This is a genomic window from Ferruginibacter sp. SUN002, from assembly GCF_050611725.1.
In the GTDB taxonomy this organism is placed as follows: domain Bacteria; phylum Bacteroidota; class Bacteroidia; order Chitinophagales; family Chitinophagaceae; genus Ferruginibacter.
The window spans coordinates 560,431-573,853 of record NZ_JBODJB010000001.1; the positions used below are offsets into that span (position 1 = coordinate 560,431).

A 13,423-nucleotide genomic window follows, 5' to 3' on the forward strand; every position below is an offset into this window, starting at 1 on the left:
ATAAACAACCCTTTTGAGGTTACCTTTGCGGCCATGCATTACGCTTCAATAGAAAATATCAGTAAATCTTTCGGGGTAAGAACCCTTTTTCAAAATATCACTTTAAATATAGAAGAAGGAGATAAAATAGCCCTTGTTGCCCGAAACGGCAGTGGAAAAAGTACTCTTTTAAAGATCATTACGGGTTTGGATACGCCTGATACGGGTACTGTATGGGTACATAAGGACATTAAAGTGGTAATGCTGCAACAGGATAACGACTTTGACAGTAACAAAACCATCTGGGACAATGTGCTTCGTTTAGACAACCCGGTTGTAAAAGTGGTGAAAGAATATGAACAATTTTTAGAAGAAGGGTCTGAAGACATAGACAAACTCAGCGAACTAATGGCAAAATTAGATGACCTGAATGCCTGGAGTTTTGAAAGTGACTTGAAACAGATATTAGGAAAGTTGAACCTTCATCACCTGAATGAGAAAGTAGGCAATCTGAGTGGCGGGCAAAAAAAGAGAGTTGCATTAGCCCAAGCATTAATCGAAGCCGATCTTCATCAAGGAAGATGTTTATTGATACTAGATGAACCAACTAACCACCTGGATGTAAGCATGATCGAATGGCTGGAAGATTATCTTTCGGCATCAAAACTTACTTTGTTATTGGTTACACATGACCGTTATTTTTTAGATGCTGTGTGCAATGAAATAGTTGAAATCGACGAAGAAAAAGTATATGTGTACAAAGGCGATTATGATAATTTTTTAGAGCAAAAAAGTTTACGCATTGAAGTGCAGCAAAGCGAACTGCAAAAAGATAAAAATATTTTCAGAAAAGAACTGGAGTGGATGCGTAAGCAACCAAAAGCCCGTACTACAAAAAGCAAAAGCAGACAGGATGCGTTTGCCGAAGTGGAAGACAGAGTAAAACAACAGAAAGAAGTAGAAGAAGTTAGTCTGCAAGTAAAGATGACAAGGCTTGGTGGAAAAATTCTTGAACTGAAAAAAGTTTATAAGAGTTACGGCGACCTGCACATTATGAAAGGCTTTGATTATACATTTAAACGTGGCGAACGTATCGGTGTAGTTGGAAAGAACGGTGTAGGCAAATCAACTTTTTTAAAAATTGCTTTACAGTTGGAAGAACCTGACAGCGGCAAAATCAATCATGGTGATACTGTAGTTTTTGGAAATTTCAGTCAGGAAGGGTTGGTATATAAAGAAGATAAACGTGCTATTGAATATGTAAAAGACATGGCCGAGTTTTTTCCGCTGGCAGATGGTTCTAAAATAAGTGCCAGTCAGTTCATGGAGAAATTTGGTTTTTCGGCAGAGCAACAATTTACACCACTGAGCAAATTAAGTGGTGGTGAAAAACGCAGACTGCATTTAATGAGTGTACTTTTTCTAAATCCTAATTTTTTAGTGTTGGATGAACCAACCAATGACCTTGATCTGCAAACATTGCGTACACTGGAAGAATTCTTGATGGATTACCCGGGATGCATTTTAATTGTAAGTCATGATAGATATTTTATGGATAGAATGGTGGATCATCTTTTTGCTTTTGAAGGTAACGCTGTTATCAGAGACTATCCGGGCAACTATACTCAATACCGGGCCGCTATTGCAAGTGGCAGTCTTACAGATGAAAGACAGATCATCAAACAAGCACCTAAAGTTGAAGAAGTAATTGAAGCTCCGGTAAAACAAACAAAAGCTCCTTCACAAAAATTATCTTTTAAAGAAAAATTTGAATTTGAATCGATTGAAAAGGAAATACCATTGTTGCAAAAAGAGAAAGCTGATTTAGAAGCTGCAATGAACGAGGGCAAATTGGGTTTTGAAGAATTACAGAAAGCTGCTGAAAGGATCGGGAATATTGTTCAATTACTCGATGAGAAAGAAATGAGGTGGTTGGAGCTGAGTGAAAAAATATAAGTCAAACTACTTTTTCTCGTAATTAATGATCATCACCAATTCTTTGGACCCGGTTTGTTTTAATCCGTGAGAACTACCGGCATGTGTAAGAATGGCATCACCTTCTTCTACATTAAAAGTTTCTCCGTTCATCATCATCTCTCCTTTTCCACTTATGATATAGTATATCTCTTCTTCTTTTTGTAAATGGTATCCGATTGCTGCTCCGGGCCTTAGGATACGCTTTGTAAACTGAAGTTTTGAATTCTGTTCTTTTTTAAAAAATTTATAGGCCTTAGTACTACCTCCACCGCTGTGTGGACCGGCTTCGGTAACTACAATGTCTTTTTCATGTTCAAGCGTATAACCAGATTGCTGATTTTGTTTGCCAATAACAGAGGAGATCAGCAACAATGTAAGGCCACAAAACATTATAGCGGGCGCTAGCTTTTTCATATCTTAATATTTAAAATAAAGAAAGATCTATTTTATTTCGCTTGTTCCATTACCTGTTTGCATTACATAGGCTTCGAGGTTTCTGTTGAATTTGTGCAAATAGGCTCCACTAGCTTTAGCAATAAAATCATCTACTGCATTTTCAGCAACCAGATTGATCGTACAGCCCCCAAAACCACCTCCCATCAGCCTTGAGCCAATAACAGCATCATTGCTTAAGGTCTGTTCAACTAAAAAATCCAGCTCTTCGCAACTTACCTGGTATAATTTACTCAACCCTTCGTGAGTAGCATACATAAGTTTGCCGAATGCAATTAGATCATTTTGCTGCAGGCATGTTGCAGCCTTTTTGGTTCTTCCTATTTCTTCAATTACATACTTGCAGCAATCATATACTTCCGGTTTCATCTCCGGTTTATATGGCAGTATGTTATCTGCATTATGTATATCTCTGAAAGACTGTATGTTTAGTTTCGTTTTAAAAAAACTCATCCCTTCTTCACATCTCTGTCTGCGTATATTGTACTCACCGCTTGCTAAAGAATGATGCACCCCTGAATTAAGTAATACAATCTTATAGCCATCGAGTTGCAACGGAAAATATTGATGCTCCAAACTTTTACAATCCAATAGTAACACATTATCCTGCTTACCCATCATATTGGCAAACTGATCCATGATACCACACTTAACATTAGGAAAATTATGTTCCGCTCTCTGACACAATCTTGCCAACTCAACCCTATCCAGTCCACAATCAAAAACTTCATTCAGCGCAAATGCCAGTCCTCCCTCTACAGCTGCAGACGAACTTATACCGGAACCCCGTGGAATATCGCCACTGAATACACAGTTGAATCCTTTTATCTTTTTATTGAGCAATAGAAACTCATTCACTACACTTAGTAAATAATTTTTCCAACCCGATTGTTTTGAAATTGATAGAATAGCTACAGAAAACCACTCATCAAAATCCACAGCATAAAAATGACATTCGTCGGTTTCATTTTTTTCCAGTGCATAATATACCCCTTTATCAATGGCAGCAGGCATTACAAAGCCATCATTGTAATCTACATGTTCGCCAATGAGATTGATTCGTCCCGGTGAAAAAAACAATCTTGGCTCTGCAGAAAAACTCTCAGAAAAAATTTTGTGAACTCGGTTGGCAATAGCATTCATGGAATCAGGTTAGTAAGGTGATCTTATAAGCGGTTGTAAAATTGATCTTTTCATTCGGTTCAATCACTTTTAAATCTATAGCATTATTAAAAGTATCCGGAGGTGCACTCAAATTTTCAATAGCAATGCTATTGCGATGATCCGGTGTGTAAATTTGTAGATAGGGATAACTCTGCTCAGGAATTATTTCTATTTGCATCTTCCTTTCTTTATCCCTTAATACACACATGGGTTGACACTCGGCAAAGTTCAACGCAAAACAATCATCAAATTTTGTGTTGCCAATCTTTTCAAGAGAGCCAAATGTTTGATAAGGAATCTTCTCCCCGGTAGGTATCATTGTTTCATCAAAGATCATTTGTTCTTTACTCTGAAATTCAAGTAAAAGATCATCCACCTTGCTACCAAATGTAAAATACGGATGCCAGCCATCCTGTATCGGCATTAAGTTATTTCCGGTGTTGATAATATCGGTAGAGATAGTAAGTAAATTATTTTTTTGCAGCTTATAGGTTATGATACAACAATAAGAGAAAGGATACCCAGCATCCGTACCTTCATAATCATATTGCATTGAAACCGTAGCATGTTCGTCTCCTGACCCCTGAGCAACAACTTCATACGCTGCATCATACAATAATCCATGCAATGCATGCTCACCTAACAAGAATTTTTGGATTGTATATTTTGTATCCCCAAAAACATAGGTTGCATTTTTTACCCTGCAGGCAAATGGCGAAAGTTTACAACTTTTAAATCCCTTAGCAGCTACATTTGCTTCAAAATCTGCTGCATGATCATAATGATCTATTACATTTATTATTTGATCATTATTCAACACCTTGAAAGCATGTAAAATTGCTCCGTATGCAGGAATTACTTCAACAGATGTATCACTGTTGTTATCCTGTAAAATAATCTTAGCGAAGCCGTCTTCAATTCTATTTTCAATTGTAAAACTCATATCGTTCTGTGAAAATACTAAATACTTCTTATCAAATCACTAAAACATAGCTCGTTTGATAGTGTTACGAATTGAGTAATATTAGTTCGCTACAACATTGTTATTGCCGTTTCACGAAAGATAGTTTTTATATTGCAGAGAATTATATCCTTAATGACATTCATCAACGATAATAAAAAGGCTTATTTATTTTTAGCAGTCTGTGGATTGGTGTATTTCTTTCCGTTTTTTATTTATGGCAAGAACACCATCTTCCCGATCGTTGACAACCTTGATTGTTATTACGTATGGAATAAAATTGTAGCACAATCACAATATGCCTGGGGTAAACCTTCTACCATCATTGCAGAATACATGAATGGATTACCAAGATTTACTTTGGTCAACAGCTATTCATTGTTCTTCGTACTGAACCTGATCTTTTCTTCTTTTTATGCTGCTGCTATCCACATATTTCTAATTCACATGGTTGGTTGTTTTGCCATGTATGCATTTGCAATTAAATATCTCACAAAGGGAAACATAGCAGCAGCTGTTCTTGCTGCCGTTGTTTTTGGATTTCGAGAATACACTTATGCATTTGGCCTTAGCTTATCATTATTACCATTATTGATAATGGTTTGTATTCATTTCGTACAAGAAAAAGAAACCAAAAAGGATTGGATATTTTTAATCGCTTATCCCTTTTTATCAAATTTTCAATCGGTCGGTATTTTTATACTTAGTGCCTGGGGTTTGTTATCTGTATATTTTATTTTCAAGAACAAAAAGACCGGCATCAAATTATTGACTGCGATAGTAGTAATGACAGGTCTTTACTACCTGAACAATTTTCCAACGATCAATAATCTGTTATTCGACAGTTACTTTATATCTCATAGAAAAGGGTTTGTATTGAACGGTGTGGCGCATCAAATGGGAAATATAGCAATAGCGGACGAACCACACAATCTTGCATTTTTTGCAAAACATATTTTTGCCCGTAAGATATTCATCGTATGTGCAATTGTACTGTACTCAATGTATAGATCGAAATCCTCTCAGTTTAAATTGTTGTTATTTATCACATTGGGCATCGTGTTTTTTCAATGCAGGGTTATTATTCTTAATAGCGATACTTTAAAATTTTTACAAGAGAAATTCATGCTTTTTCGGATGTATCATTTTTATAAAATGTTTGTCTTTGAAATTTTCTTTCAGGCAATGGCCTATGCTATCATGGCTGCATTCGTATTATCCATATTCAAACAAAAATGGATCAGTTATATTTTATTGCTAACGATGTTTCCTTTTGCAGTACGACTATCACCACTTTGGAAACCTTTATTAGGACTGCAATGGCAGAAAGCGTACAGGCCCTTTAACGGATATTATTCTCCGGATCTGTTTGAAAAAATAAAACAAACCATTGCATTACCGGTTAACCAATATAAAGTTGCATCATTCGGCATTGACCCGGCTGTTGCATCTTATAATGGATTATATACAGTAGATGGATACATCAATAATTATCCACTCGACTATAGAAATAAATTCAAAGAAGTGATCAAAGATGATCTTGTGTTGATCAATCAACGATTTGGATCGAATGAATTTGAAACAAGAGGGCATTTTTGTTATTTGCAAACAGTTGGTCTTATAGAAAAAGGCGATTTTCAAATTCCAGCCGATAAATTAAACCCGATGAAAAGCCCACAGGAAGTGCATTGGAATTTTATGGCACTCAAAAATCTTGAATGCGATTTTATTATTTCTTCAGCAGAAATTTCTGACCAATCAAATTCACTTGTATTAATGAATCATTTTGAAAATGCATTTTACAAGCTCTATTTGTATAAAATGAAGTAAATTCGTGTAACCTTAAACCTCTATTGAGAACCGGATGTCGATCATAAAGTCTCCTATACAGTATTATAATAATATTCAGCTTGAGTATTTCAGTCAGAAAATAAAAAAGACGATGGTGCCGGCTAATACGCCTTATGTAAATCGGCATGTGGATGAGCTGATCAATTACGGTAAGATCACCAAAACAGACAGAGTACTGGATGTAGGTTGCGGCATGGGTAAGTACACATTGAATATGCTGGCAAAGGGGTACAAAGTAGAAGGACTTGACCTTAATGCTTTTTTATTGCAACAATTTCTAAGATATAACGATAACCGTTTCCCTGTAAAACTTCATTTAGCGGACATCATTGAAGCACCGGAAGAATTAAACGAGCAGTTTGATTATGTGATCGGATTTATGGTGTTACACCATCTTCACATCTTACATACCTGTTTTCAATCGATGTACAGATTGTTGAAACCGGGAGGAAAAATAATTTTTCTAGAACCCAATCCCTACAATCCTTTATTTCATATGCAGATTTGGTTTACACCGGGCATGAGCTACGAAGGAGAGAAAGGATTAAAAGATATGACAAGAAAAAATATAACAAAGGCTTTGAATTTTGCTGAATTTGAAAATGTAGGTATTCATCGCTTTGGTGCGTTTCCTCCGGCTATCTATAATAAAAAAATTGGTGGCAAGCTAGATCATATGCTATCAAAGGCAGCAGTATTATCACCTGTTATGGCATTTCAATTAATATCTGCCACCAAACCTCTGAACGTTTAATGAACACTGTACAAGTATCATATCCGGTAGAGGCACATCATCTTACTAAAAAAATAGAAGATGATTCATTCTGGTATCAACACAGAACATCCGTTATCCTTAAAGCAATAAAGAAAAACATTAGTGGCACTCCAACAATTTATGATCTTGGTGGTGGCAACGGGCCAATTTCAAAAGCGCTGATCAACAACGGATATAACTGTGTATTGGTAGAAGCTTTACCCGATGCCGTTACAATCGCTAAGGAAAGAGGTATTCAATCAACCATATTATCAACCATACAGGATTTTAAAAAAACAGAACTATCGGTTGTTTTGTTGGCCGATGTACTGGAACATATAGAAGATGACTTATCAATGCTTAAACAACTGTATCAACAGATTGCACCGGGAGGCGGCATTGTTATTACAGTTCCTGCATTCAGTCATATCACAACTTCTATTGATAGAGAGATAGGGCATTTCAGAAGATATACAACAAGCAACATGTCTGCTAAACTTACTGAGGCAGGATTTGTAGTTCAACAAAGATCATATTTTTTTTCTTTGCTTTATCTACCGTTTGTTTTATTGAGAGTGCTGCCTGAAAAGCTTGGTTTTACCAAAAATAAAAAAGATAATAGGAGAAATAAAGAGCATTTATCTAATTCACCCCGGCTTAATAAATTAGCCGGAAAATTTTTACAGTGGGAATGCAGATGCATACAATCGGGCATTCGTATTCCTTTTGGAACCAGTTGCATTGTAGTGGCAACAAAATCTTAACCTAAAAACTAATAATGAAATTTAATAAAGATAGTTTTGAACTCTTATTATTTACAACAAATATAAACATAGCAAAAGAGTGTCTTCAGGCTGGTGTTGATGCAATTATAATTGATTGGGAAAACAAGGGAAAGAACGAAAGACAGAGTGGCTATCCTACTCAGATAAATTATGACACTGTTGATGATCTTATCAATATGCGAAAAAATATTTCCGGGAAAATAATCTGCCGTATCAATAAATTTAACCACGAATATTCTGCTGCTGAAATTGACCTTGCAATAAACAGCGGTGCCGACGAAATATTTTTACCGATGGTAGAAGATAAAAGTGAGGTGAATAATGCGTTAGAGCTAGTTAACAACAGATGCAAAATGGGCATACTCATTGAAACGGATAGTGCTGTACAAAAAGTAGAAACATTTAATAATCTACCCCTGTCAAGGGTTTATGTAGGATTAAACGATCTTCAGATAAGTCGTAAATCTGCAAACATGTTTTTACCATTGGTGGATGATACAGTACGGACAGTCAAATCAACCTTCAAAAATATTCCGGTAGGTGTAGGTGGTATGACTCATCCGGATGAAGGATATCCTATTCCTGCAAAACTCCTAATTCAACAGTATATAAATCTTGATATAAATTTTAGTTTTTTAAGAAGAGCATTTTTAAAGGACCTTCAAATTTATGGAGCTGACAAATTGGTAAGTGAAATAAGGAATAGTCTACAGCAAATAAAGCCAACGACTGTATCAGAAACAAACGAACAATTAAGATCATTCTTAGATTAATCTATAACTATAATGAAGAGAACGCTACTTCTCTTATATAAAGTCAGTCAGCAACACCTAAGCAATCTTCAAAACATTGCCCCTGATTGGAATATTGTGCATACCACAGATAAAACTGTTGCTGCACAATTAATCGAAAATGCCGAGGTGGTAATGGGCAATCATCATCTTTGCGAAAGTCTCCCACTCAATAAACAAAAGATAAAGTGGTTACAAACCAACTCGGTTGGTATTGATTATATTTTGAAAAGATGCGGCACTCTTCTTGAAAACATAATTGTTACAAATGCAAGAGGTGTTTATAATGATGAGATCTGTGAACATACGATCGGACTTGTTCTTACGCTTCATAGAAACCTTCATCTGATAAGAGATGCTCAGCATTTGCATCAATGGGAGAGACCGATACAACTACCATTACTTTCGCAAAAAAATGCAATGATCATCGGTTATGGCAGTTTAGGAAAAGTGATCGGTGAAAAATTATCAATGTTTGGAACGAAGATATATGGAGTAAATACTGAAGTGCAGTTTTTTATTGATGAGAAAGGAACAAAAAAACATTGGAAGGAAATACTTCCGACAATTGATATTGTAATCCTTGCACTGCCATATACAAATGAAACGATCAATTATTTTAGCGCAACCGAAATACAGCAGCTCCCTGCAAATGCAATACTCATCAATATCGGCAGAGCCGGCACCATTGATGAAAAAGCTTTGTACGAACACTTAAATACCAATAAAATTCATGCAGCCGCATTGGATGTATTCGACGATGAGCCATTGAATCCAGAGCATACTGCATGGACAATCAAGAATCTTTTTGTTTCGCCACATATGGCGAGGACAAGAGAACTAAAGCCTCCTTTCCAATACGAACAATTCTTTGAAGAAAATTTTAAACGATACATCAACAATGAGTCGCTGCAAAATATTGTTGATATTACTAAAGGTTATTAAATGAAAGTAAGTTATGTGATACCGGTTTTTAATAATGCTGCAACACTTGTAGCGCTGGCAAATCAATTAGCAGATTGCAGCTTTAAAAATAACTGGGAACATGAGATCGTTTTTGTTGACGATTGCAGTAGAGATAACTCTTTAGAAGTTTTATCGTCAATTAAAAAAAACACGACGGTAATAAAATTAAAAGAAAATAATGGACAGAGTACTGCCGTGTTGCTTGGTTTAAAATATGCGTCAGGAGATATTGCCGTAGCAATGGATGCCGATCTTCAAGACAGGCCGGACTTTATTCCCAAACTTGTTGAGAAAATAAATGATTCAGTCGATGTAGCTTTCAGCGGCAGAAGCGGACGGTATGAAAATAGTTCCAAACTTTTTTCAGCCAAAACATTTAAATACATATTGCATTTATTAAGCAAAAAAAGATTGCCTGCCGACGCATGCATGTTTTTTGCCATTAAAAAAGAATCTATTAGTCCCCTATTGGCCTATACGGGATCTAAGCCTTACCTGCTCTCAATTATTGCTCGAAAAAAATTGAATTGTATAAGCGTCCCATACATTAGAGCTGCAAATAATTTATCAAAAAGTAATTACACTTTTACAAAAAGATGGAAAGTTGGTATGAAAGGCATTATGAATTTTTTCTTCCTGCACGAGAAAATATTACCTGAAAACGCATACAGCATTGTTCAACATTAATTCAATAAAAAAACGCTCCAGAAATTTCTGAAGCGTTTTAATAGCAAGCAATCATGAACAACTATAAATTATCTAAATAACTTTTCAACTCCTCTAAACTAACTCTTGCAGGATTTATATTTATATTTTGGTAATCGGCAGATGATTTACTGGTAACAAAACCATTATGACCAAGGTAATAGAAGTTTCCTTCTTTGGTTAAAGTCACAATTCTAACAGATTTCCCTGAAGGTAACGCCGTACTTATAAATTTTTTCAACGCAACACTTCCTTTCATTTTAATCACTGTTGAAATATCATTGAACACTACAAAAGACAATGTATTCGCATTTGTAAAATTTGTTGGCAGCATTAAGCTTATTTTCACAGAATCATCTGTTGCAATATCATAAAAATAATTACAGTTCATCCAACGCAAACGATTTGTATAAAATTCATACCCGGCTGAAGTAAAAAGCACTCTGTTAAAATTGTTTGATATCGTATCGCCACATTGTTTCCAATTAAACATATATGGATCTGTGTTATCACCATCGAACAACTTCATTGCCTGGGAAACATAATTATTTTCAAACTGAATTTTAATTTTTTTATCGTTAGCCAGTTTCAACACTTCTCCTTCTTTTTTCCCTTGAATAAATACTGCTCCTCCATTAACTAACATTCTGTTGTCAGAAATTGTTGGTCTTGACATTTTAATAAGATCTCCTTTCTTCTTTAAAAGATAGGCTTCTACTGCAATTCTGCCATCTACTGTAGCCCCTGCTGATGTAACAAATGCATTTGCAGGAAAAGTACAAACTAAGCCGGAAGGAAAAGCAACCGTATGAACAGCATTGTCCATATCAATACTGTCTCTATCTGCTGCAAAGACCAATGCATTCTGCAATTTAGATGCAAACATATTTTCATTCATATCACCATACCAGGTATCGCTGGGCCCTGTAACCTGTCCGGGATCAATTACAAATACATCAGAATCTTTAGTGCAGCCGATGAAAACAAATCCGCAAACTAATACCGTAAATAAATTAATAAATTTTCTCATTGTCTATACTATGTCCTTCTTTCAGATACTTTGTGTTTTGATTGTGCTGCCTGTTATTTTAAATCTACTCTAATTCCTAAACGCAGTCCGATGGTATTATACTTCTGCTCCAGCGTAAGAGTTTCTTTGCTCATAGGATTTAAGTTATACCTGAAATATGGCTCTGCTAAAACATGCATTTGATCTGTCAATTTATAATACACACCTATACCTCCTGTTAAACCAACACCAACATTGGTTCGGAACTGATAAGGAGATGTTGTTGACTTGCCTGTTGTTATGGAAACAGGCAGGTAGTTGGTATCCAACACTTCTCCTCTTTGCCAGCTATAAACATTTATCATTGCACCTGCACTAATATTTACATGCAGTCTGCCATTACCTATTTCATAGCCTGCCATCAGAGGAATATCTATTGTTTTGTATTTATTGTAGGTTGTCTTTTTTCGTGTGCCCGTTACCGTGTAGCTTCCGGTAGTATCTCCTGTATTAGGATCAATGATATAGGTAACTTGTACCAAATTATTTTGTACGAAAGTGAATTTTTCATTTATCTGGCTATAGTTCAATCCGGCTTTTACACTCACCCCATTTTTGAACACTTTCCCTATTCTTATTCCGGCACTGTAGGCAGAAGAAACTTTTGTACTTGCTTTACGTTTTGCCAGATACTCGGACTGTGTTGTATCTGTAAAATTTCTGATGGTAAAATCCGGGCCGGCGTAAACTTCTATGTAAGTTTTATCACCTGCGGCGCCATCTTCAACTGTGGGGCAAGGCACTGTTACGTTGGGAAATTTTCTGTTTTGTAAAAAAGTCGTTGCTCTTTCGGGGAATTCGATCAGCAGTAATTTATTGGACAAAATATTTCTTGTTGCTATTTTTTTCTGCAGATCGAGTGCATCATCATTTACCACAAGATCATTATAATCGGCAAGAGGAAAGTAGACCTGATCTTTATTTAATCCTATCCGGTTATTGCCTGATGAAAACTTAGCCGATTGAGCATTGATGCTATTACTATTTTCTGTGTTTACAATTTTAGAATCAGTTGCTTGTTGTTGATTAGAAATATGTTGATCTCTTGATTGAACTTTACTATCGTCACTTTGATGACCTTTAACAGCAGCCACTGTATTTACTTTTTGTGGATCGTTTGAATTATTGCCACCTGATAATAACCATGCAGCCAATGATGCAACAATCACCCCTCCTACCAACACTGCAACATTTTTGGTATTAAAAAAATTATACCAAAAGCCGGCGGGCTTTCTATTTTTTCTTGCCGCCACAATGTTATCCCATACATGCGGAGACACAGTGGTTGAAAATCCACTGAGTTCATTTTTTATATAGTTATCAAAATTCCTTTCTTCGCTCATACAGCAATTTTTTGCATTTCGGTTATTTGTCTTTGTAACATCATTCTTGCTTTTACCAACTGACTTCTGCTTGTTCCGGGTTGAATGCCCAGCATTTCAGCAATCTCATCGTGTTGATATCCTTCGATCACATACAGGTTAAAAACTATCCTGTATCCATCGGGTAAATTATTTATAAGTTCCATCAGATCCTTTTGGGTTAGATGAGCATACACCGATGGATCCAAAACGCTTTCATCTCTATCCCTTATTTCATAGCCCGATAATTCTTTTGAATAACGGGTTAATGTATATTTTTTTAAGGCCGTGTTAACCACGATCTTTCTTATCCAACCTTCAAAAGAACCTTCAAATTTGAACTGATGCATTTTGTCGAAAACCTTTATAAAGGCATCCTGCAAAATATCCTCAGCATCGGCTGCATTACGGGCATACCGTTGGCACACGCCCAACATACGGCCGCTATAACGGTTGAATACCTCTTTTTGGCAAGCGGCATCTTCCTTAATACAGGCTCTTATCAATTGCTCTTCGGTCAAATTCCTTTCTTTTTTATCAAGCCGTTTTTTTACAGATACTATACGCAGATAATACGCTGCCCGGCAGGATTTATTGCTATTAAGTT

13 protein-coding genes are annotated in these 13,423 nt (G+C 36.0%); 7 read left to right on the forward strand and 6 right to left on the reverse strand.

Annotated elements, in window-relative coordinates; all coding sequences use genetic code 11:
- Positions 1 to 33 precede the first annotated feature (33 nt).
- Complete coding sequence (locus ACQ33O_RS02435; RefSeq protein ID WP_430993962.1) at positions 34 to 1,935, forward strand: ABC-F family ATP-binding cassette domain-containing protein; 1,902 nt, start codon at positions 34 to 36, stop codon at positions 1,933 to 1,935.
- A gap of 6 nt (positions 1,936 to 1,941) precedes the next feature.
- Here ACQ33O_RS02435 and ACQ33O_RS02440 read toward each other — a convergent pair whose 3' ends face one another.
- The 3 genes from ACQ33O_RS02440 to ACQ33O_RS02450 are packed head-to-tail and all read right to left on the reverse strand — an operon-like array spanning position 1,942 to position 4,516.
- Positions 1,942 to 2,370, reverse strand: coding sequence for a cupin domain-containing protein (locus tag ACQ33O_RS02440; protein WP_430993963.1), 429 nt, complete (start codon positions 2,368 to 2,370; stop codon positions 1,942 to 1,944).
- A 27-nt stretch (positions 2,371 to 2,397) separates the two neighbouring features.
- Positions 2,398 to 3,552, reverse strand: coding sequence for a galactokinase (galK, locus tag ACQ33O_RS02445; RefSeq protein WP_430993964.1), 1,155 nt, complete (start codon positions 3,550 to 3,552; stop codon positions 2,398 to 2,400).
- Positions 3,553 to 3,556: 4 nt separating this feature from the next.
- Positions 3,557 to 4,516 (reverse strand): aldose 1-epimerase, encoded by a 960-nt coding sequence (locus tag ACQ33O_RS02450; RefSeq protein WP_430993965.1) that lies wholly within the window; start codon positions 4,514 to 4,516, stop codon positions 3,557 to 3,559.
- Positions 4,517 to 4,669: 153 nt separating this feature from the next.
- Between ACQ33O_RS02450 and ACQ33O_RS02455 the strand changes: the two genes are divergently transcribed.
- The 6 genes from ACQ33O_RS02455 to ACQ33O_RS02480 are packed head-to-tail and all read left to right on the forward strand — an operon-like array spanning position 4,670 to position 10,368.
- Positions 4,670 to 6,364: a DUF6044 family protein gene (locus tag ACQ33O_RS02455; RefSeq protein WP_430993966.1), complete on the forward strand. Its 1,695-nt coding sequence runs from the start codon at positions 4,670 to 4,672 to the stop codon at positions 6,362 to 6,364.
- 34 nt (positions 6,365 to 6,398) lie between these two features.
- A complete protein-coding gene (locus tag ACQ33O_RS02460; RefSeq protein WP_430993967.1) occupies positions 6,399 to 7,139 on the forward strand; it encodes a class I SAM-dependent methyltransferase in 741 nt (246 codons plus the stop codon).
- The gene (locus ACQ33O_RS02465) at positions 7,139 to 7,903 is read left to right on the forward strand and encodes a class I SAM-dependent methyltransferase (RefSeq protein WP_430993968.1); all 765 of its coding nucleotides are present in this window, start codon (positions 7,139 to 7,141) and stop codon (positions 7,901 to 7,903) included. The genes ACQ33O_RS02460 and ACQ33O_RS02465 overlap by 1 nt, the downstream gene beginning before the upstream one ends.
- A 14-nt stretch (positions 7,904 to 7,917) precedes the next feature.
- Entirely contained in the window at positions 7,918 to 8,697 is a 780-nt protein-coding gene (locus ACQ33O_RS02470) for an aldolase/citrate lyase family protein (protein ID WP_430993969.1), read from the forward strand.
- A gap of 12 nt (positions 8,698 to 8,709) precedes the next feature.
- Positions 8,710 to 9,660, forward strand: a complete 951-nt coding sequence (locus ACQ33O_RS02475) for a D-2-hydroxyacid dehydrogenase (RefSeq protein WP_430993970.1) — start codon at positions 8,710 to 8,712, stop codon at positions 9,658 to 9,660.
- Positions 9,661 to 10,368, forward strand: a complete 708-nt coding sequence (locus tag ACQ33O_RS02480; RefSeq protein WP_430993971.1) for a glycosyltransferase family 2 protein — start codon at positions 9,661 to 9,663, stop codon at positions 10,366 to 10,368.
- Between the two features lie 61 nt (positions 10,369 to 10,429).
- Here the strand turns inward: ACQ33O_RS02480 and ACQ33O_RS02485 are convergent, their stop codons facing one another.
- The 3 genes from ACQ33O_RS02485 to ACQ33O_RS02495 are packed head-to-tail and all read right to left on the reverse strand — an operon-like array spanning position 10,430 to position 13,337.
- Positions 10,430 to 11,416 carry a hypothetical protein gene (locus ACQ33O_RS02485; protein ID WP_430993972.1) on the reverse strand — a complete coding sequence of 329 codons (987 nt, stop codon included), beginning with the start codon at positions 11,414 to 11,416 and terminating at the stop codon, positions 10,430 to 10,432.
- A 53-nt stretch (positions 11,417 to 11,469) separates the two neighbouring features.
- A complete protein-coding gene (locus ACQ33O_RS02490) occupies positions 11,470 to 12,798 on the reverse strand; it encodes an outer membrane beta-barrel protein (RefSeq protein ID WP_430993973.1) in 1,329 nt (442 codons plus the stop codon).
- A complete protein-coding gene (locus ACQ33O_RS02495) occupies positions 12,795 to 13,337 on the reverse strand; it encodes an RNA polymerase sigma factor (protein WP_430993974.1) in 543 nt (180 codons plus the stop codon). Before ACQ33O_RS02495 ends, ACQ33O_RS02490 begins: the two co-directional genes overlap by 4 nt.
- Between the last annotated feature and the right edge of the window lie 86 nt (positions 13,338 to 13,423).